The sequence below is a fragment of the Pseudomonas haemolytica genome (genome assembly GCF_009659625.1).
Lineage (GTDB): Bacteria > Pseudomonadota > Gammaproteobacteria > Pseudomonadales > Pseudomonadaceae > Aquipseudomonas > Aquipseudomonas haemolytica.
On the sequence record NZ_VOIW01000004.1, the window covers coordinates 279,878 to 299,971 of the forward strand.

The following is a 20,094-nucleotide window of genomic DNA, read 5'->3' on the forward strand; positions in this document are numbered from 1 at the left end:
TGAGACTGACACACCGCTATCGGGAGCAAGCCCCCTCCCACATTTTTTGCGTTTTACTCGTGGTACTGCGCGGACAGTTCGTGCACTGCACGAAGGAACGCCCCAGCATGCTCCGGGTTCACCTCCGGCGTGATGCCATGGCCAAGGTTGAACACATGCCCGGTGCCCTTGCCATAGCTGGCGAGGATACGGCCGACTTCGGAGCGGATCGCTTCCGGCTTGGCGTAGAGCACGGTCGGGTCCATGTTGCCTTGCAGCGCGACCTGGTTACCAACGCGACGGCGGGCTTCGCCGATATCGCAGGTCCAGTCCAGGCCCAGTGCATCGGCACCGGCGTCGGCGATGCTTTCCAGCCACAGGCCGCCGCCCTTGGTGAACATGATGACGGGGACTTTGCGGCCTTCGTGTTCGCGGATCAGGCCGCTGACGATCTTGCGCATGTAGGCCAGGGAGAATTCCTGGTAGGCCGCCGCCGACAGGTTGCCGCCCCAGGTGTCGAAGATCTGCACCGCTTGCGCACCGGCCATGATCTGGCCGTTGAGGTACGAGGTAACCGACTGCGCCAGCTTGTCCAGCAGCAGGTGCATGGCTTGCGGGTTGTCGTAGAGCATGGCCTTGGTCTTGCGGAAGTCTTTCGACGAGCCGCCTTCGACCATGTAGGTGGCGAGGGTCCACGGGCTGCCGGAGAAGCCGATCAACGGCACGCGGCCATTGAGCTCGCGGCGAATGGTGCTGACCGCATCCATCACATAGCCAAGGTCTTTGTGCGGATCAGGAATCGGCAGGGCTTCGATATCGGCCAGGGTGCTGACGACTTTCTTGAAGCGCGGGCCTTCGCCGGTCTCGAAGTACAGGCCTTGGCCCATGGCGTCGGGGATGGTGAGGATGTCGGAGAAGAGGATGGCCGCGTCCAGTTGTGGGTAGCGGTCCAGCGGCTGCATCGTGACTTCGCAGGCGAACTCCGGGTTCATGCACAGGCTCATGAAGTCGCCGGCATTGGCGCGACTGGCGCGGTATTCCGGCAGGTAGCGACCGGCTTGACGCATCATCCACACGGGGGTGACGTCTACAGGTTGCTTGAGCAGGGCACGAAGGAAACGGTCGTTCTTGAGGGCAGTCATGTCGGCATCCGCAAAAAAAGTGCGGGCATTTTCTCAGAGCCAGACGCAAAAGGCACGGAATGCGCCGTGCCTTTTGTCTATCGGGTCAATTTGTCGCGGTAGCTTGAACACAGCACAAAACAAATGTGGGAGGGGGCTTGCCCCCGATTGCGGTGTGTCAGTCTCAGTATCTGTCACTGAACCACCGCTATCGGGGGCAAGCCCCCTCCCACATTTTGATCCCATTCCAACTCGGGATGAGGGTCAGACTTGCAGGTAATCCAGGATCCCTTCGGCCGCGTTGCGGCCTTCGAAGATCGCCGTCACTACCAGGTCAGACCCGCGCACCATATCGCCACCGGCGAAGATTTTCGGGTTGCTGGTCTGGTGCTTGTACTGGCCTTGTTCCGGGGCCACGACACGGCCCTGGCTGTCGGTCTGGATTTCGAACTGCTCGAACCACGGCGCCGGACTTGGGCGGAAACCGAAAGCGATGACCACGGCGTCAGCCGGGATGATCTCTTCGGAGCCCGGGATCGGCTCGGGGCTGCGACGGCCACGGGCATCCGGTTCGCCGAGACGCGTCTCGACCACCTTCACGCCTTCGACACGGTCTTCACCAACGATGGCAATCGGCTGGCGGTTGTAGAGGAATTTCACGCCTTCTTCCTTGGCGTTCTTCACCTCTTTGCGCGAGCCGGGCATGTTGGCTTCGTCACGACGATACGCACAGGTCACCGACTTGGCGCCCTGGCGAATTGACGTACGGTTGCAGTCCATCGCCGTGTCGCCACCGCCCAGTACCACGACCTTCTTGCCCTTCATGTCGACGAAATCTTCCGGCGACTTTTCAAAGCCCAGGTTGCGGTTGACGTTGGCGATCAGGAAGTCGAGCGCGTCGTATACGCCCGGCAGGTCCTCGCCGGCAAAGCCGCCCTTCATGTAGGTGTAGGTGCCCATGCCCATGAATACCGCATCGTATTCGGCGAGCAGTTGCTCCATGGTGATGTCCTTGCCGATTTCGGTATTGAGACGGAACTCGATACCCATGCCGGTGAAGACTTCACGACGGTGACTCAGTACGGTTTTTTCCAGCTTGAACTCGGGAATGCCGAAGGTCAGCAGGCCACCGATTTCAGGGTTCTTGTCGAACACCACCGGGGTCACGCCACCCCGCACCAATACGTCGGCACAACCCAGGCCAGCCGGGCCGGCGCCGATGATCGCGACGCGCTTGCCGGTCGGTTTGACCTTGGACATGTCCGGGCGCCAACCCATGGCGAACGCAGTGTCGGTGATGTACTTCTCCACCGAGCCGATGGTCACCGCGCCGAAACCGTCGTTGAGGGTGCAGGCACCCTCGCACAGACGGTCCTGTGGGCACACCCGGCCGCAGACTTCCGGCAGGGTGTTGGTCTGGTGCGACAACTCGGCGGCGGCGAGGATGTTGCCCTCGGCCACCAGCTTGAGCCAGTTGGGAATGAAGTTGTGCACCGGGCACTTCCATTCGCAATACGGGTTACCGCACCCCAGGCAGCGGTGGGCCTGGTCGGCCGAGTGCTGGGGTTTGAAGGGTTCGTAGATCTCCACGAACTCTTTCTTGCGTTGACGCAACAGTTTCTTCTTCGGATCTTTGCGCCCGACATCGATGAACTGGAAGTCGTTATTCAGACGTTCAGCCATGTTAAAACCTCATCAAACTGTTCAGGCGCATATCACTGCGGGTTGGCACGGATGCTGGAAAGCAACGATTTCAGGTTGGCAGCCTTGGGCTTGACCAGCCAGAAACGACGCAGGTAATCATCGAGGTTCTCGGCGAGGTTACGACCCCATTCGCTGCCGGTTTCCTCGACGTACTCGTCCAGCACGTGCTGCAAGTGGTTCCGGTAGGACTCCATGGCTTCACCGCTGATCCGCTGGATCTCGACCAACTCGTGGTTGACCTTGTCGACGAAGGTGTTGTCCTGGTCGAGCACGTAGGCGAAACCGCCGGTCATGCCCGAACCGAAGTTGTAACCGGTCTTGCCCAGTACCGCGACAAAGCCTCCGGTCATGTACTCGCAGCAGTGATCGCCCGTGCCTTCCACCACGGTGTGGGCACCGGAGTTACGCACAGCGAAACGCTCACCGGCGGTCCCGGCGGCGAACAGCTTGCCACCGGTGGCGCCGTACAAGCAGGTGTTGCCGATGATGGCACTGTCCTGGCTCTTGTAGACGCTGCCTTTAGGCGCAACGATCACCAGCTTGCCGCCGGTCATGCCCTTGCCCACGTAGTCGTTGGCGTCGCCTTCCAGGTACATGTGCAGGCCGCCGGCGTTCCATACGCCGAAGCTTTGGCCTGCGGTGCCCTTGAAGCGGAAAGTGATCGGCGCTTTCGCCATGCCCTGGTTGCCGTGCTTGCGTGCGATTTCGCCGGAGATGCGTGCGCCGATGGAACGGTCGCAGTTGCAGATATCCAGGGTAAATTCGCCACCGCTGGCGTCGTTGATCGAGGAACCGGCCATCTCGACCATCTTCTCGGCCAGCAGGCCTTTGTCGAACGGCGGGTTGCGGTCGACCTGGCAGAACTGTGGCTTGTCTGCCGGGATATGGTCGCTGCCCAACAGCGGTGTCAGGTCCAGATGCTGTTGCTTGGCGGTCTGGCCTTCGAGGATATCCAGCAGATCGGTACGCCCGATCAGCTCTTCCAGCGAACGCACACCCAGCTTGGCCAGCCACTCACGGGTCTCTTCGGCGACATAGGTGAAGAAGTTCACCACCATGTCGACGGTGCCGATGTAGTGATCCTTACGCAGCTTCTCGTTTTGAGTCGCAACGCCAGTGGCGCAGTTGTTCAAATGGCAGATGCGCAGGTACTTGCAGCCCAGGGCGATCATCGGCGCGGTGCCGAAGCCAAAGCTCTCGGCGCCGAGGATCGCGGCCTTGATCACATCGAGGCCGGTTTTCAGGCCGCCGTCGGTCTGCACCCGCACTTTGCCGCGCAGGTCGTTGCCGCGCAGGGTCTGGTGGGTTTCGGCCAGGCCGAGTTCCCACGGTGCACCGGCGTACTTGATCGAGGTCAGCGGCGATGCGCCGGTACCACCGTCGTAGCCGGAGATGGTGATCAGGTCGGCATAGGCCTTGGCCACGCCAGCGGCGATGGTGCCTACACCGGCTTCCGCTACCAGTTTCACCGAGACCAGGGCCTGCGGGTTAACCTGCTTCAGGTCGAAGATCAGCTGCGACAAGTCTTCAATCGAGTAGATGTCGTGGTGCGGCGGTGGCGAAATCAGGGTCACACCCGGCACTGCATAACGCAGCTTGGCAATCAGGCCATTGACCTTGCCGCCTGGCAACTGGCCGCCTTCACCGGGCTTGGCGCCTTGGGCAACTTTGATCTGCAGCACTTCTGCGTTGACCAGGTATTCCGGGGTGACCCCGAAACGGCCGGTTGCCACTTGCTTGATTTTCGAGCTCTTGATGGTGCCGTAGCGCGCCGGGTCTTCACCGCCTTCGCCGGAGTTGGAACGCGCACCCAGACGGTTCATGGCTTCGGCCAGGGCTTCGTGGGCCTCGGGGGACAAGGCACCCAGGGAAATACCGGCGGAGTCAAAGCGCTTGAGGATTGACTCCAGCGGCTCGACTTCGGCGATGTCCATCGGCGTGTCCAGGGTCTTGACCTTGAACAGGTCGCGGATCATCGACACCGGGCGGTTATCCACCAGGCTCGTGTATTCCTTGAACTTGGCGTAGTCGCCCTGCTGCACGGCGGCTTGCAGGGTGCTGACCACATCCGGGTTGTAGGCGTGGTATTCGCCACCGTGCACGAACTTGAGCAAGCCGCCTTGCTGGATCGGCTTGCGCGCACTCCAGGCTTCGGCGGCCAGGGCTTTCTGTTCGGCTTCGATGTCGACGAAACGGGCGCCCTTGATGCGGCTTGGCACACCACGGAAGCTCATCTCGCAGACTTCTTCCGACAGGCCGATGGCTTCGAACAGCTGGGCACCACGGTACGAGGTGACAGTGGAGATACCCATCTTCGACAGGATCTTCAACAGGCCCTTGGTGATGCCTTTGCGGTAGTTCTTGAACACCTCATAGAGATCGCCCAGGACTTCACCGGTACGGATCAGGTCACCCAGCACTTCGTACGCGAGGAACGGATAAACAGCCGAAGCGCCAAAGCCGATCAGCACCGCAAAATGATGCGGGTCACGGGCGGTAGCGGTCTCGACAAGGATGTTGGAGTCGCAACGCAGGCCCTTTTCAGTCAGGCGGTGGTGCACCGCACCCGTGGCCAGCGAAGCATGGATAGGCAGCTTGCCCGGCGCGATATGGCGGTCGGTCAGCACGATCTGGGTACGACCGGCGCGCACGGCTTCTTCGGCCTGGTCGGCGACGTTACGCACAGCAGCTTCAAGGCCGAGGCTCTCGTCGTAGTTCAGGTCGATGATCTGACGGTCGAAGCCTGGACGCTCCAGGGTCATCAGTGAGCGCCACTTGGCCGGAGAGATGACCGGCGAGCTGAGGATCACGCGGGACGCATGCTCAGGCGACTCCTGGAATATGTTGCGCTCGGCACCGAGGCACACTTCCAGAGACATCACGATGGCTTCACGCAGCGGGTCGATCGGCGGGTTGGTGACCTGGGCGAACTGCTGGCGGAAATAGTCGTACGGCGTACGCACGCGCTGGGACAGCACGGCCATCGGCGTGTCGTCGCCCATGGAGCCGACCGCCTCGTAGCCTTGCTCGCCGAGCGGACGCAGCACCTGGTCGCGCTCTTCGAACGTGACCTGGTACATCTTCATGTACTGCTTGAGTTGGTCGACGTCGTAGAAAGCCGAACCGTGGTCGTTGTCTTCCATGGTCGCCTGGATGCGCAGGGCATTCTTGCGCAGCCATTGCTTGTATGGGTGACGGGACTTCAAACGGTTGTCGATGGCGTCGGTGTCGAGGATCTGCCCGGTTTCGGTGTCCACGGCCAAAATCTGGCCAGGGCCGACGCGGCCCTTGGCGATCACGTCTTCCGGCTTGTAGTTCCACACGCCGATTTCCGACGCCAGGGTGATAAAACCGTTGGTGGTGGTGACCCAACGCGCCGGGCGCAGACCGTTACGGTCGAGCAGGCACACCGCGTAGCGACCATCGGTCATAACCACGCCGGCCGGGCCGTCCCACGGCTCCATGTGCATCGAGTTGTATTCGTAGAACGCCCGCAGGTCCGGGTCCATGGTTTCGACGTTCTGCCACGCTGGCGGAATGATCATGCGCACGCCACGGAACAGGTCGATGCCGCCGGTGACCATCAGTTCGAGCATGTTGTCCATGCTGGAGGAGTCGGAACCCACGCGGTTGACCAGCGGGCCGAGTTCTTCCAGGTCCATCAGATCGTTGGCGAACTTGGTACGACGGGCCACGGCCCAGTTACGGTTGCCGGTGATGGTGTTGATCTCGCCGTTGTGGGCGAGAAAGCGGAATGGCTGGGCCAGCGGCCATTTCGGCAAGGTATTGGTGGAAAAGCGCTGGTGGAACACGCAGATCGCGGTTTGCAGGCGCTCATCGCTCAGGTCTGGATAGAAGGCGGTGAGGTCCGCCGGCATCATCAGGCCTTTATAAATGATGGTCTTGTGGGAAAAGCTGCAGATGTAGTGGTCGGTGTCGGCGGCGTTGGACACCGACGAACGGCGACGGGAGGTGAACAGCTTGATCGCCATGTCCTGGTCGCTCAGGCCGTCGCCTGCGATGAACACTTGTTCGATCTGCGGCAAGCGCTCCAAGGCCAGGCGGCCGAGTACGCTGGTGTCGATTGGCACTTTGCGCCAGCCCACCAGTTGCAGGCCGGCGGCGACGATCTCGCGGTTCATGTTCTCGCGAGCGGCTTCGGCTTTTACCGGGTCTTGGTTGAAGAACACCATGCCCACGGCGTACTGCTTGGGCAGGTCGGCCGCAAAATGCTCTTTGGCGACAGCGCGCAGGAACTGGTCAGGCTTTTGAATCAGCAAGCCACAACCGTCACCGGTCTTGCCGTCGGCGTTGATCCCACCGCGGTGGGTCATGCAGGTCAGGGCCTCGATGGCCGTTTGCAGAAGGGTATGACTGGGTTCGCCCTGCATGTGGGCTATCAGGCCGAAACCGCAGTTATCCTTGAATTCATCGGGTTGGTACAGACCTGCTTTCATAGACACTTTCTCACCAGGCTGCCTCTTATATCGAGGCAAATTTCTTTTCAATTCAACCGGTTACCTTCCACGCCGAACGTACGCCGGCTTAGCGGGGGCAAAAGGGAGGTCATTGTACACACCGACACAGACGCTCACAAATTTAGCGACGAAATGTCGCAAATCTATGTCGCATTTATGAAAGGTTTAAAGCGATATGCTGTGCTAGTCAAAACTTTTTTAATTCTGACCGCTACGACTCAAAAGCTACTATGACGCAGACACCACAAAGCGCGCGGCTTCCAGGAAGCTGCACGCCTTGCGATTATTTTTGAGGTGCCGGGAGGGCGGCCTGGGTAAGGCCGCCGGATCTTCAGCGAGTTGCTGCCAGTTCTTGTTGAACGCTGGCAACAGTGCGAGGCCAAGGTTTACCAGCCTGAACCTTCGCTGGCAAGGCCTTGATGGCGGAATCAGCTGCGGCGCGGCTTGGGAAGCTGCCGTAGGTGATCACGTAGAGAGGCTTGCCGTTGAGCACTTTCTTGAAATAACGGTACTGGCCGCCCTGCTCTTTGACAAACGCCTGGGCATTGGCTTCGGAGCTGGTGCCGAGGATCTGCACCACGAAGTTGCCGGTAGGTTGGCTGCTGTACCAGCTGCTGCCAGCGGCGCCGGCCTTGGCGACCGTGGCCGCAGGTTTTTCAGCCGGCTTGGCGGCTGGGGCCGGTGCTGGAGTCGGCTTGGCCACTGGTGCTGCGGGTTTGGCAGTGGCAACCGTCGGTGCCGGAGTCGGCTTGGCGACTGGGGTAACCGGTGTGGCGGGCGCCACTGGGGTTGCTGGCGTGCCAGCGGGTACACCGGCAGGTGGCGCAGTAGTCGTCACGGTCGGCGGCGTGGCGCTGGAGCCTTCCACCGGCACACCATCATCGCCTTCGGAGATGCCACCGGCTTCCTCGGCGAGCGGGCCGCGCATCACAGGCTGGCCGACCATCGGCAGGTTGGTCGGTTGGCCTGAGTTGGCAAACTCGACGTTTGGCGTGGGCTTGCCCAGTGGCAACTGCGCCTGTTCGGTTGGCGCGCCGGCGGTGGTCGGTGCCTTGTTGCGGCCCGGGATCAACCAGGCGGCGGCTACAGCGACCACGACAACGGCGGAAATAGCCAATACGTGCTTCTTAGGCATAGTGAACCCCATCTTTGGACGCTTGACCGCAGAGCGGCTGGCAATCATGGCTTCGATCATGGCATCGCGGGCGACCTGGTTGATATTGCCAGGCCAGCCATCGGAGCTTTCGTGAATATCAGAGATCTGCGCAGCGGTGAAAAGTTCGATGCCCGCCCCGGCGCCTTCAAGACGTTGGGCCAGGTATTCGCGAGTTTCTTCCTCTTCGTACGGCTGCAGCTCGATGACGTGGAACAGCTCCTGATCGCCGCTGATCTGCTCCAGGTCGGCGATCAACGACGACTCACCAAACAGGAACACATGGGGGCGACCTTCCGGCGTACCCGCCGCCAGCGCCAACAGCGCTTCCAGGGCGGACTCGTCAAGCTGCTCGGCGTCATCTACCAGCAGGTAGACTTCCTGGCCGGTCAGGCCCAGTTGCACCACCTGCTTGAGAATCGCGTTCGGCTCCGCGTTAGCCACGTCCAACGCTTGGGCAACCTGGCGCAGCACGCCCGCCGCGTCACCGGCGCCACGGGCCGACACCACCACGCTTTGCACCGATTGCTTATTGGTACTGGCAACCAGTGCCTGGCGCAGCAACGTCTTGCCGCTGCCCAACGGGCCGGTGACCACCAGCAACAGTTGGCTGTAGCGTGCCAAGTGATGCAGTTGCCCCAGCACGGGTTTGCGCTGGGCCGGGAAGAATTTGAAGCCCGGTACCCGCGGAGCAAATGGGTCGTGGCTTAACTGGTAGTGGCCGAGGAACGCCTCGTCGGCATGCAAACTAGTCATCGGGTCTCATTAACCTTTGAGCTGGGCCAGGGCGCGGTAATCCGCTCCCAGCGTGGCCTGTAAAATCTCTTTCGGATAATCGTCGGTCACCACCGCTTCGCCCATGTGGCGCAACAGCACCAGTCGCAGTCGACCGTCGATCACTTTCTTGTCTATTGCCATATGTTCGAGGAAATCAGCCTCGGTCATCTCCGTCGGCGGGATGACCGGCAAACCGGCGCGCTGGAACAGGCGGATACCACGATCACGCTCCTGGACACTGATCCATCCCAGGCGTTGTGACATCTCCAATGCCATCACCGTGCCAGCCGCTACCGCTTCCCCATGCAACCACACACCATAGCCCATGTGCGTTTCGATCGCATGGCCGAAAGTGTGGCCCAGGTTCAGGGTGGCGCGCACGCCGGACTCCCGCTCGTCGGCATTTACCACCAGCGCCTTGGCGGCGCAGGAACGGGAAATGGCTTCGGTCAGGGCCACCTGGTCGAGTGCGCGCAGGGCATCCACGTGTTCTTCGAGCCAGGTCAGGAAAGGTTCGTCGCAGATCAACCCGTACTTGATGACTTCGGCCAGACCCGCCGACAGCTCGCGCGGCGGCAAGGTGTTGAGGGTGGCGGTGTCGATCAGCACGGCTTGAGGCTGGTAGAACGCACCGACCATGTTCTTGCCCAGCGGATGGTTGATACCGGTCTTGCCGCCCACCGACGAATCAACCTGGGACAACAGGGTGGTCGGCACCTGGATAAAATCCACGCCGCGCTGGTAGCAGGCCGCGGCAAAACCGGCCATGTCGCCGATCACACCGCCGCCCAGGGCGACCACGGTGGTTCGACGGTCATGGCGCGCGGTCAGCAGGCCATCAAAGATCAGTTGCAGGGTTTCCCAGTTCTTGTGGGCTTCGCCGTCAGGTAACACCACCGAGATCACCGAATACGCCGCAAGGCTGCGGCTCAGACGCTCAAGGTACAACGGCGCGACCGTTTCGTTGGAGATGATCGCCACCTGCCGGCCGGCAATATGCGGTGCGAGCAGCTCAGGCTGGTCCAACAGACCTTCGCCAATGTGGATCGGGTAGCTGCGCTCGCCTAGATCGACCTTAAGTGTCTGCATGTGTCCCCGCGTTGAAGATGTATTGACGACCGGCAACGCCGTGATCCGACACCGCCTAATAGCTCTACGCCACACCTCGTAAGGTCATGGCGTGCCGCCGAGGATAGCGCATTTCGCGCCAGGCTTTAACGGGGTGGCAACCGTTGCAGGCGCTCAAGAATATCGAGCACCACCATTCGCGGTGGCCGCTCATCGGTTTCCACCACCAGATCGGCAATTTCCCGATACAGCGGATCGCGCAGCGCCAGCAGGTCCCGCAAGGTTTTCGCCGGGTCGGCGGTACGCAGCAACGGACGATTGCGATCACGGGCGGTGCGACCCACCTGCTGTTCGACCGACGCGTGCAAATACACCACCCGACCGCCGGCATGCAGCGCCCGACGGTTCTCATCGCGCATCACTGCACCGCCGCCGGTGGCCAAAACCACGCCATCGCAACCGCACAGCTCGGCTATCATCGCCTGCTCGCGGTCGCGAAAACCCAGCTCGCCTTCCTTATCGAAGATCCATGGGATATTGGCACCCGTGCGCAATTCAATTTCCTTATCGGAGTCTTTGAATGGCAGGCGCAGCTCTTTGGCCAGCAAACGGCCGATGGTGCTTTTTCCAGCCCCCATCGGTCCTACAAGAATCAAATTTCGCACAGAATCAACGACTCACAGCAATCGCCTGGTTATTCATAATACGCGGAGTCAGGAATACCAGCAGCTCGGATTTTTTCTCCGCCAGCACATCGCGCCGGAAAAGGCGGCCAAGATACGGCACATCGCCCAAAAATGGCACTTTATCTACCACTTTGCTTTGGGTGTTGGAGAAAACCCCACCAATGACGATGGTCTCGCCATCCCGGACCAGCACCTTGGCGTTGACCTCGTTTTTCTTGATCGGCGGCACATCATTGAGCCTGTTCAGATAGTCGGGCTCATCCTTGGTCACCTTGACCGCCATGATCACATGGTCATCGGGGGTGATTTGCGGCGTGACCTCCAACGACAGCGAAGCCTCTTTGAACGACACCGAGGTAGCGCCCTGAGAGGTGGATTCCTGATAGGGAATCTCGGTGCCCTTGAGGATGCGTGCGGTCTCCTTGTCGGAAGTAACCACCTTGGGCTGCGAGACGATTTCGCCATTGCCGGTTTTTTCCATGGCGGTCAGCTCAAGATCCAGCAGCAGGTTATCAGTGATGTAGGCAATACCCAGGCCTGACGTGCCGGCCAGCGAACCCAAGTCGACAAAGGGTGAACTGGGCGGGTTTTCCGGTGGCTCGGCGCCGTCCGCCAGGGGCTTGGAAATACCTCCGGCGCCCCAGTTGCCACGATTGAGCCGCCCACCCCAGCGCACGCCCAGGCTTTTGTCGTAGTCGACATTGGCCTCGACAATACGCGCCTCGATCATTACCTGGCGTACGGGGATATCCAATTGCGCCACGATTCGCCGCAGCTCTTCCAGCCGCTCGCCGGTCTGGTAGGCGATGATGTTATTGGTGCGGTCATCCACTGCCACCGAGCCGCGCTCATCCGTGGCGCCCTCAAAGCCGGTCACCGACTGAAACAGCTTGGCCAGGTCCGCCGCCTTGGCGTAATTGACCTGCAATAACTCCCGACGCAACGGTGCCAGCTCAGCCATCTGCTTGCGCGACTCCAGCGCCAGCAGTTCGCGAGCGGCCAGTTCATCGGCGGGCGCCACCAGCAACACGCCACCCTTGACCCGCTTGTCGAGGCCCTTGGTTTGCATTACCAGGTCCAGCGCCTGGTCCCAGGGCACATCCTTGAGCCTCAGGGTTATCGAGCCCTGGACCTCGTCGCTGGTCACCAGGTTGAGCCCGGCCACATCGGCGATTTGCTGCAGTACCGCCCGCAGGTCAATGTCCTGGAAATTGAGGGTCAGTCTGTCCCCTGCATAGCTGGCCGGTGATGCACTGTCGGGCGGCGGCAGGTGGATCAGGTCCAGGCGATTGGGCACAGCAGCAGCCATCGGTGCCGTGAACGCTATCCATAGCGCCACACCGAAGGACGAGAAAGTCCTTTTCATTGTTTGATTCCGTTATGAGTTGACGTTCAAAACAAGGGTTCGCGGGCGTTCCAACCATGCACCCTGCTCATCGGGGAACAGCTCGACCAGTTCGATATACCCGTCTTGAATGGCCGTGACCTGGCCATGGTCCGGCCCCAGGTAATCACCCACCGCCAGCCGATGCACCCGTGATCCCGCACGCAGCAAGGCGAAAGCCTGCACGCCACGGAACAGCGTGCCGACCATTACGAACTGATCGATGGCCATGCCCTCCAGCAGTCCCCGTGGCCGGGTGAGATCGGGCGCAAGGCCCGGTCGACCGGGCACGCGGGCTACCTGCAAGGCGAGCGGTTGGAACGGATCGCGCAGGGACGACGGTTCGTAGCCAAATGGTTCGTAGCCAAGTTGCGGGCCGGGCTCAAGCGCCTGGAGGGCCTTGCCGCTTGGCATGGTGCTTCGATAGGTCTTGGCCAGCATGTCGAGACGCATCAGGGCACCTTCAGGGCGAAGCGCAACATCCTGCACCGTGATAACCCGCAGCAACCCACCCAAGGCGCCGACGAACGTCGCCAGATCGTGATAGGCCCCGGTGGCGCCTATCTGCATAGGTTGCTCGATATAGAGCTGTCGAGGCGCCTCATCCAGCACCGTGATGCCCTCGACCCACACGCCATTGGCAACCGCCAGACGGGCGATGTCTTCGAGCAAGGCAGGCACTTCGGACTCGCCGGGTAACGATTGCAGCAGACCCGCAACCTTGCCCTCCATCACCCTGAGCTGATCGGTGCGCGCCTCAAGGCTGGCGGCCAACCCGGTTTTTTCTGCTAGCTGCTGTTGCAGTGCCTGTTCCTGCACAACAACCCCATGCAACCGCTCCCGCGACGGCCCCAGGTGCAAAACCTCTCCCACCAACAGCACCAGTCCGGCCAGCGCACAACCGAGCAGGACCCTGCCCGGCAAGGGCCATTTAGCTGCGTTGTGGGAAAGCGTGGAGAAATCGAGCCTGGGCAGGCTCATGGTTGCGCCTCGCTGGTTTCCCCCTGGCGTACCATCAGCTGGAATTCATTATCCCCGCGCTCACCCTCTGCCCGAACGCGCTGCAACCGAGTCGCGTGGCCGCCCTGCGACGCCTCCAGCCGACGCATCAACCGGGCGATATCCTGGTTGCTTTCAGCACTGCCGCGGATGCTGATCGTGTCGCCGTTTGCCACCACTTCATGCAGATGGACGCCCTCGGGCACCGAGCGAGCCAACTGATCGAACAACCGGGTGCCGGAAGAGCGGGCATCGTGCAGGTCCTGCACAACCTTCATGCGTTCAGCCAATTGCTGGCTTCGCTCCTGCAAGTCGTCGATGGTCCTGATCCGTGAATCCTGGGCGGCGACGTTCTCACCCAGGCGAGTATTGCGCGTCACCTGCCGGTCTATCGCCTGGTCGATCACTTGATCAGCCAGCCACACCGCCGCGAGCGCAAGGCAGGCAAAGGCCAATAACAGCATCAGGAAATACTTGCGCCTGCGCTCAGCCAGCGCCTGGCGCCAAGGCAAAAGATTGATTCGTGTCATCCAGCGAAACTCCTCAGGGCCAACCCGCAAGCCACTCCCATCCCTTGGGCATCCGCGGCCCATTGTGCGCCATCGACTCGATGACCTGGCGTGAAGCTGGCAAAATCCTGACGGCAAGCGCGCTCCAATGCAAACCCTTCGACATCTACCACCCTCGGCACCAGCCCCGCCAGGGCCAAAACCGCCTCCCGTGCTTCGACCTGCTCGCGCAGGCAAGCTGCCAACATCACACTGACCCATTGCGGGCCATGGGTCGATGGACCCTGGACCTGAAAGTCGATGGCCACCTCATCCAATGGATAAGGAATGAACTGGTCGGCTTCCATCTGGATCTTCCAGGCCATTTCTTCGTCGCTGAGGCCCGCGTCCATTTCGATCAACCGCGTAATCACCGAAGGGCCTGCCACGGCCACGGCGGCGTGCCTGGCTGAAGTGCCCAGGCGGGATAATGCCTGTTGCAATGCTCGCCCCACGCCTTCGAGATCCAACAAGGTGCCATCGACTACGGCTTGGGGTGGCAGTGCCTGGGTGACGTACCCCTGGACGCTGAAACCGCCCGATGAACGGCCCAGCTCAATCAGCTTGATGCTGCTGTCATTGATGTCGACGCCCAGGACGGTGTCGACTTTTCGCCTGAAAAATCCCTTTCCCATAAAACTCCCCAAAACTTTCCCTGTCATACCGGCTGCCATATCGCCTGATTGCTGCCAGGCACCCTGCATTCGGTCGGCTTGTTCACGGCAGGCGAATGACGCCCCAAGCCGAAAAATGCTTTAATGCCCAGCGTTTTTTCCCGCTTTTTATCTGCTGCCCGGGTCGATCCATCGTTTGCCATGCATGCCCCGACGCGTAACTCATTCTTTTCTCTGGAAATCCAAAAGCCTTGATTCGTCTGCTGAAGTTTTTCGGGTACTCCATTGTCGCCATCGTCTGCGGGCTGCTGCTCGTACTCAGCGGGGCCTACCTCTACCTTAGTCCGGGTTTGCCCTCCGTAGAGGCACTCAGAAGTATCCAGTTGCAGATTCCTTTGCGGGTCTACAGCAGCGATGAAAAACTGATCGCGGAGTTCGGCGAAATGCGCCGCACACCGATTCGTTTCGCAGACATTCCACCCAACTTCATCAGCGCATTGCTGTCGGCCGAAGACGACAATTTCGCCAACCACTACGGCGTCGACCCCAGCAGCCTGGTGCGTGCGGCCACACAGTTGGTAAAAAGCGGACACATTCAATCCGGCGGCAGCACCATCACCATGCAGGTGGCGAAGAACTTCTTCCTCACCAGCGAGCGCAGTTTTTCCCGTAAAGCCACTGAGATCCTGCTGGCGCTGCAGATCGAACGCCAGCTGACCAAGGACGAAATCCTTGAGCTGTACGTCAACAAGATCTACCTGGGCAACCGCGCCTACGGCATCGAGGCCGCTTCCCAGGTCTACTATGGCAAGTCGATCCGTGACGCCAGCCTGGCGCAGATGGCCATGATTGCCGGCCTGCCCAAGGCGCCGTCGCGTTTCAACCCACTGGCCAACCCGGCGCGCAGTAAAGAACGGCGCGACTGGATCCTGGGGCGCATGTACAAGCTGGGCAAGATCGATCAAGCCGCTTACGAAAGCGCCGTGGCCGAACCGCTGAACGCCAGCTACCACGTGCCAACGCCGGAGGTGAATGCACCGTACATCGCCGAAATGGCCCGCGCCGAGATGGTCGGCCGTTATGGCAGCGAGGCCTACACCGAAGGCTTCCGCGTGACCACCACGGTTCCGAGCAACTTGCAGGAAATTGCCAACCACTCGGTACACGAAGGCCTGATCACCTATGACCAGCGTCACGGCTATCGCGGCCCCGAATCGCGCCTGCCGGGCAAGACCCTGAGCGCCTGGACCACTGAATTGGGCAAGCAGCGCTCGATCAGCGGCCTGGAGCCGGCCATCGTCACCCAGGTGATGAAAGACGGCATCCAGATACTGACCCGCACCGGCGAAGCCCATGTGGCGTGGGACAGCATGAAATGGGCGCGCCCATTCCTGAACACCAACAGCATGGGGCCGATGCCCAAGCAGCCATCCGACGTGGCCCAGGTGGGTGACTTGATCCGCGTACAACGCCAGAAGGATGACAGCCTTAAATTCAGCCAAGTGCCAGTCGCACAGGGCGCCCTGGTGTCGCTGGACCCGCAGAACGGTGCGATCCGTGCGCTGGTCGGCGGCTTTGCCTTCGAGCAGAGCAATTACAACCGCGCTACCCAAGCCAAGCGCCAGCCAGGCTCGAGCTTCAAGCCGTTCGTCTACAGTGCCGCGCTGGACAACGGCTACACCGCCGCCAGCCTGGTCAACGACGCGCCGATCGTGTTCGTTGATGAGTACCTGGACAAGGTCTGGCGCCCGAAAAACGACACCAATACCTTCCTTGGCCCGATCCGCGTCCGCGAGGCGCTATACAAATCGCGCAACCTGGTCTCGATCCGCCTGCTACAGGCAATGGGCGTGGGCAAGACCATCGACTACATGACACGCTTTGGCTTCGCCAAGTCGGACCTGCCGCCGAACCTGTCCCTGGCCCTGGGTACCGCAACACTCACGCCAATGGAAATCGCCACCGGTTGGAGCACCTTTGCCAACGGCGGCTACAAGATCACGCCGTACCTGATCGACAAGATCGAAAGCCGCAATGGCGACACCCTGTTCACCGCCAACCCGCCACGGGTACCCGGCGATGTGGTCAATGGCGTGGCGGCAACCGACGGTCTCGCGGCCCCGGCCAACGGCGGCATCACCATTGAGCCGGCGCCAGGCACCGCGCCGGCGGCAAACGCCCCCGGAACGACCGAACCCCAAGCCCCTGCAGTTGCCGAGCGTATTGTGGATGGCCGTACCACTTATATCCTCAACAGCATCCTGCAAGACGTCATCAAGAAGGGCACCGGCCGCCGCGCCCTGGCCCTGGGCCGCGCCGATATCGCCGGCAAGACCGGTACCACCAACGAATCCAAGGACGCCTGGTTCTCCGGTTATAACGGCGACTACGTGACCACCGTGTGGACCGGCTACGACCAGCCGGAAAGCCTGGGCCGCCGCGAGTTTGGTGGCACGGTCTCGCTGCCAATCTGGATAAGCTATATGGGCGCAGCGTTGAAGGACAAGCCACTGCACACCCAGCCGGAACCGGAAGGCATCCTCAGCCTGCGCATCGACCCGGTCAGTGGCCGTGCCGCCTCGCCGAGCACGCCGAACGCGTACTTCGAGTTGTTCAAGAGTGAAGACACGCCGCCGTCGGTCAATGAGCTGGGCAATGGCGTTGCACCGGGTAGCCCGCTGCCGGCGGATGAAGGCGCACCGATCGATTTGTTCTGACCCAATCTCAGACGCGACATAAATCCAGATGTGGGAGGGGGCTTGCCCCCGATAGCGGTGTATCAGTCACCAGATTCATTGACTGACAGTCCGCAATCGGGGGCAAGCCCCCTCCCACATTTTGGTCTTCACAGACCTCAAGTGAATCGCAAGCCACAAAAAAGCCCCGACTCATCCGAGCCGGGGCTTTTTGTTGGTGCGCTACAACGGCTTAGCCGTTGAACACATCATCCACGCTCTGCAGCGGGTAGTGCTTCGGATACGGCAGGGTTGCCACACCGGTCTCGATGGCGGCCTTGGCCACGGCATCGGAGATCAGGGTGATCAGGCGCTTATCCATTGGCTTCGGAATGATGTACTCACGACCGAATTCCAGCTTGGCGCCACCGTAGGCGTCGCATACATCCTGAGGAACAGGCAGCTTGGCCAGTTCACGCAGGGCGTTGGCGGCGGCCACTTTCATTTCTTCGTTGATGCGCTTGGCGCGAACGTCCAGGGCACCACGGAAGATGAACGGGAAGCCCAGTACGTTGTTGACCTGGTTCGGGTAGTCCGAACGGCCGGTGGCCATGATCACATCGCTGCGGGTGGCGTGAGCCAGTTCCGGCGAGATTTCCGGGTCAGGGTTGGAGCAGGCGAATACGATCGGATTCGGCGCCATGGACTTCAGGCCTTCGGCGCTCAGCAGGTTCGGGCCAGACAGGCCGACGAACACGTCGGCACCGTCGAGGGCGTCAGCCAGGGTGCGCTTGGACGACGGATGGGCAAACATCGCCTTGTACTGGTTCAGGTCGGTACGCTCGGACTGGATCACGCCCTTGCTGTCGACCATGTAGATGTTTTCCAGCTTGGCGCCCATGCTGATGATCAGCTTCATGCAGGAAATAGCCGCAGCGCCAGCGCCCAGGCAGACGATCTTCGCCTCACCCAAGGTTTTGCCAGCGATTTCCAGAGCGTTGATCATGCCGGCCGCGGTAACGATCGCGGTGCCGTGCTGGTCATCGTGGAATACCGGAATGTCGCACTGTTCGATCAGGGCCTTTTCGATCTCGAAGCACTCAGGTGCCTTGATGTCTTCCAGGTTGATGCCACCGAAGGTGATGGAAATGCGCTTGACCGTGTCGATGAAAGCCTGCGGGCTTTCGGAATCGACTTCGATGTCGAAAACGTCGATGCCGGCAAAGCGCTTGAACAGCACGCCCTTACCTTCCATGACTGGCTTGGAAGCCAACGGGCCGAGGTTACCCAGGCCAAGGATCGCGGTGCCATCGGAAATCACTGCAACCAGGTTGCCTTTGCCGGTGTACTTGTACGCCAGCTCTGGGTCACGGGCGATTTCACGTACGGGCTCGGCAACACCAGGGCTGTAGGCCAGCGACAGGTCGCGAGCGGTGGCAGTGGCTTTGGTGAGCTCTACACTCAGCTTTCCTGGACGAGGATGGGCATGGTATTCGAGAGCGGCAGTTTTCAAATCAGACATATCGGCATTCCGCTTTTACTGTTGGTCGACGGACCGCCGAGGATACGCGTGTCGCAAAGTCCCTACAAGACTGGGCAGTCACAGGTGTCAAGGGCCCTGGGCTACGACTTTTGGCCAAGAGCCACGGGATACAAGGGCTGCAACTGTTCACAATCGAAATAAAAAATGTCTACAATTTTTTATTCAAGACGTCGATTTCAACATGCCAGGATCGGTCAATGGCAGCAGCCAGCGTGACTGGCCTTTTTTCAGGCCACCGCGGCGGGAGCGATCCTGCACCCACCCACGCGCTTCGGTAATGCGGCCTTGCAGACCCTCGAGCAGCGCCGCATCGAATCGACTGACCAGATCGGGTGCAATGCGTAATACCAATGAACCCTGCAATTCGATCCAGATTCCACCGCGATTGCGCTCGATCTTGCTGACCCGGCCAGTGACCAGCGCAAACCCGGAGCGCTCCAGTTGCGCCACGGTTTGCACTGGCGATTGGCGCCATAGGCCGAGCCGCGCTTGGCGAGCGCTGTTTTCGGCCGCCTGCTGGCAGGCGACCAGGTCCACATTCGGCGCGACGCCCACCTGGAAACCCAGGCCCTCGGCCAGCAATTGCGCTTCCAGATTCTCGCCGTTGGCGCCGTAGAGGTGCGCCAGGGTGCGACCGTAGTGATCCTTGCCTTCGCGCCCAGGCACCAGACCGACACGCCCACCACTGGCCTGCACCAACGCCTGTAAACGTTGGCGAGCGGCAACGGCAAACGGCTCGTCAGTGCGGCCCTTCTTGCCGGTTTCCGGCGCATTGAGGCCGATCATGCGCACGCTGCGGCCATCCTTGAGGCGTACGGTGTCGCCGTCCACCACACGCTGCACCGAGACTTCGACCATAGATGCTGGCGCGGGGCAGAATACTTCGGCCTGGGCAGTCGCGAGCCAAATCCCAGGCACAAAAAAGGCGCCCACAAGGGACGCCTTTTTCAACAGCGGGTAAAAGCCCATGAGGCTCTTGAACCTTACTCTGCTGGAGTAGCAGCAGGCTTCTTGCCGAAAGCACCAAAGCGATCTGCGAAGCGCTGTACACGGCCGCCGGTGTCCAGAGTTTTCTGCTTACCGGTGTAGAACGGGTGGCACTCGTTGCATACGTCAGTACCCAGTGGCTTGCACAGGTTCGAACGAGTTTCGAACTTGTTGCCGCAGCTGCAGGTGACTTCGATGGTTTCGTACGCTGGATGGATATCGGCTTTCATGGCACTTCCTCGGGCTAGCGTGCCGCCACTCGACACTATTGTCGAATACCGCACGTAATTAGGCCGCGGATTCTACCAGACCTTTTTAAACGCGCAAGCGGCGACACTCTTTGCTTGTAAAGATAAAAGCGCCTTTCATCAGAAAAGC

General features: G+C 60.8%; 14 protein-coding genes. 1 reads left to right on the forward strand and 13 read right to left on the reverse strand.

Going from position 1 to position 20,094, the window contains the following annotated elements:
• Positions 1–53 precede the first annotated feature (53 nt).
• The 10 genes from hemE to pilM form a co-directional block, all read right to left on the reverse strand.
• A complete protein-coding gene (gene hemE / locus FRT59_RS15090) occupies positions 54–1,121 on the reverse strand; it encodes a uroporphyrinogen decarboxylase (RefSeq protein ID WP_153871574.1) in 1,068 nt (355 codons plus the stop codon).
• A 243-nt stretch (positions 1,122–1,364) separates the two neighbouring features.
• The gene (locus tag FRT59_RS15095; protein ID WP_003187920.1) at positions 1,365–2,783 is read right to left on the reverse strand and encodes an FAD-dependent oxidoreductase; all 1,419 of its coding nucleotides are present in this window, start codon (positions 2,781–2,783) and stop codon (positions 1,365–1,367) included.
• 32 nt (positions 2,784–2,815) lie between these two features.
• Positions 2,816–7,261, reverse strand: a complete 4,446-nt coding sequence (gene gltB / locus FRT59_RS15100) for a glutamate synthase large subunit (RefSeq protein ID WP_034117348.1) — start codon at positions 7,259–7,261, stop codon at positions 2,816–2,818.
• Between the two features lie 352 nt (positions 7,262–7,613).
• Positions 7,614–9,191: an SPOR domain-containing protein gene (locus FRT59_RS15105; RefSeq protein WP_153871575.1), complete on the reverse strand. Its 1,578-nt coding sequence runs from the start codon at positions 9,189–9,191 to the stop codon at positions 7,614–7,616.
• 9 nt (positions 9,192–9,200) lie between these two features.
• Positions 9,201–10,301 carry a 3-dehydroquinate synthase gene (aroB, locus tag FRT59_RS15110; RefSeq protein WP_153871576.1) on the reverse strand — a complete coding sequence of 367 codons (1,101 nt, stop codon included), beginning with the start codon at positions 10,299–10,301 and terminating at the stop codon, positions 9,201–9,203.
• Positions 10,302–10,426: 125 nt separating this feature from the next.
• On the reverse strand, positions 10,427–10,945 hold the full coding sequence (gene aroK, locus FRT59_RS15115) for a shikimate kinase AroK (RefSeq protein ID WP_003187914.1): 519 nt from the start codon (positions 10,943–10,945) through the stop codon (positions 10,427–10,429).
• Positions 10,946–10,949: 4 nt separating this feature from the next.
• Positions 10,950–12,275: a type IV pilus secretin PilQ gene (locus FRT59_RS15120; RefSeq protein ID WP_153871734.1), complete on the reverse strand. Its 1,326-nt coding sequence runs from the start codon at positions 12,273–12,275 to the stop codon at positions 10,950–10,952.
• Between the two features lie 69 nt (positions 12,276–12,344).
• Positions 12,345–13,331 carry a pilus assembly protein PilP gene (locus FRT59_RS15125; RefSeq protein WP_153871577.1) on the reverse strand — a complete coding sequence of 329 codons (987 nt, stop codon included), beginning with the start codon at positions 13,329–13,331 and terminating at the stop codon, positions 12,345–12,347.
• Positions 13,328–13,879 carry a PilN domain-containing protein gene (locus tag FRT59_RS15130; RefSeq protein ID WP_153871578.1) on the reverse strand — a complete coding sequence of 184 codons (552 nt, stop codon included), beginning with the start codon at positions 13,877–13,879 and terminating at the stop codon, positions 13,328–13,330. Before FRT59_RS15130 ends, FRT59_RS15125 begins: the two co-directional genes overlap by 4 nt.
• A complete protein-coding gene (gene pilM, locus FRT59_RS15135) occupies positions 13,876–14,532 on the reverse strand; it encodes a type IV pilus biogenesis protein PilM (protein WP_153871579.1) in 657 nt (218 codons plus the stop codon). The genes FRT59_RS15130 and pilM overlap by 4 nt, the downstream gene beginning before the upstream one ends.
• Positions 14,533–14,765: 233 nt before the next feature.
• On the opposite strand from pilM, the gene FRT59_RS15140 reads away from it, so the two are divergent.
• Positions 14,766–17,228: a penicillin-binding protein 1A gene (locus FRT59_RS15140; protein WP_411829418.1), complete on the forward strand. Its 2,463-nt coding sequence runs from the start codon at positions 14,766–14,768 to the stop codon at positions 17,226–17,228.
• 211 nt (positions 17,229–17,439) lie between these two features.
• Here FRT59_RS15140 and FRT59_RS15145 read toward each other — a convergent pair whose 3' ends face one another.
• The 3 genes from FRT59_RS15145 to rpmE all read right to left on the reverse strand — a co-directional run bounded on the left by FRT59_RS15145 (position 17,440) and on the right by rpmE (position 19,946).
• Positions 17,440–18,708 (reverse strand): malic enzyme-like NAD(P)-binding protein, encoded by a 1,269-nt coding sequence (locus FRT59_RS15145; protein WP_034117342.1) that lies wholly within the window; start codon positions 18,706–18,708, stop codon positions 17,440–17,442.
• A gap of 183 nt (positions 18,709–18,891) precedes the next feature.
• Positions 18,892–19,698, reverse strand: coding sequence for a thermonuclease family protein (locus FRT59_RS15150; RefSeq protein WP_153871581.1), 807 nt, complete (start codon positions 19,696–19,698; stop codon positions 18,892–18,894).
• 14 nt (positions 19,699–19,712) lie between these two features.
• Positions 19,713–19,946 (reverse strand): 50S ribosomal protein L31, encoded by a 234-nt coding sequence (rpmE, locus tag FRT59_RS15155; RefSeq protein ID WP_005784030.1) that lies wholly within the window; start codon positions 19,944–19,946, stop codon positions 19,713–19,715.
• Between the last annotated feature and the right edge of the window lie 148 nt (positions 19,947–20,094).

Bases quoted from the DNA above. Each gene is read 5' to 3' on its own strand.
- hemE (WP_153871574.1), bottom strand. From the start codon at position 1,121: ATGACTGCCCTCAAGAACGACCGTTTCCTTCGTGCCCTGCTCAAGCAA.
- FRT59_RS15095 (WP_003187920.1), bottom strand. From the start codon at position 2,783: ATGGCTGAACGTCTGAATAACGACTTCCAGTTCATCGATGTCGGGCGC.
- gltB (WP_034117348.1), bottom strand. From the start codon at position 7,261: ATGAAAGCAGGTCTGTACCAACCCGATGAATTCAAGGATAACTGCGGT.
- FRT59_RS15105 (WP_153871575.1), bottom strand. From the start codon at position 9,191: ATGACTAGTTTGCATGCCGACGAGGCGTTCCTCGGCCACTACCAGTTA.
- aroB (WP_153871576.1), bottom strand. From the start codon at position 10,301: ATGCAGACACTTAAGGTCGATCTAGGCGAGCGCAGCTACCCGATCCAC.
- FRT59_RS15120 (WP_153871734.1), bottom strand. From the start codon at position 12,275: ATGGCTGCTGCTGTGCCCAATCGCCTGGACCTGATCCACCTGCCGCCG.
- FRT59_RS15125 (WP_153871577.1), bottom strand. From the start codon at position 13,331: ATGAGCCTGCCCAGGCTCGATTTCTCCACGCTTTCCCACAACGCAGCT.
- FRT59_RS15130 (WP_153871578.1), bottom strand. From the start codon at position 13,879: ATGACACGAATCAATCTTTTGCCTTGGCGCCAGGCGCTGGCTGAGCGC.
- pilM (WP_153871579.1), bottom strand. From the start codon at position 14,532: ATGGGAAAGGGATTTTTCAGGCGAAAAGTCGACACCGTCCTGGGCGTC.
- FRT59_RS15145 (WP_034117342.1), bottom strand. From the start codon at position 18,708: ATGTCTGATTTGAAAACTGCCGCTCTCGAATACCATGCCCATCCTCGT.
- FRT59_RS15150 (WP_153871581.1), bottom strand. From the start codon at position 19,698: ATGGGCTTTTACCCGCTGTTGAAAAAGGCGTCCCTTGTGGGCGCCTTT.
- rpmE (WP_005784030.1), bottom strand. From the start codon at position 19,946: ATGAAAGCCGATATCCATCCAGCGTACGAAACCATCGAAGTCACCTGC.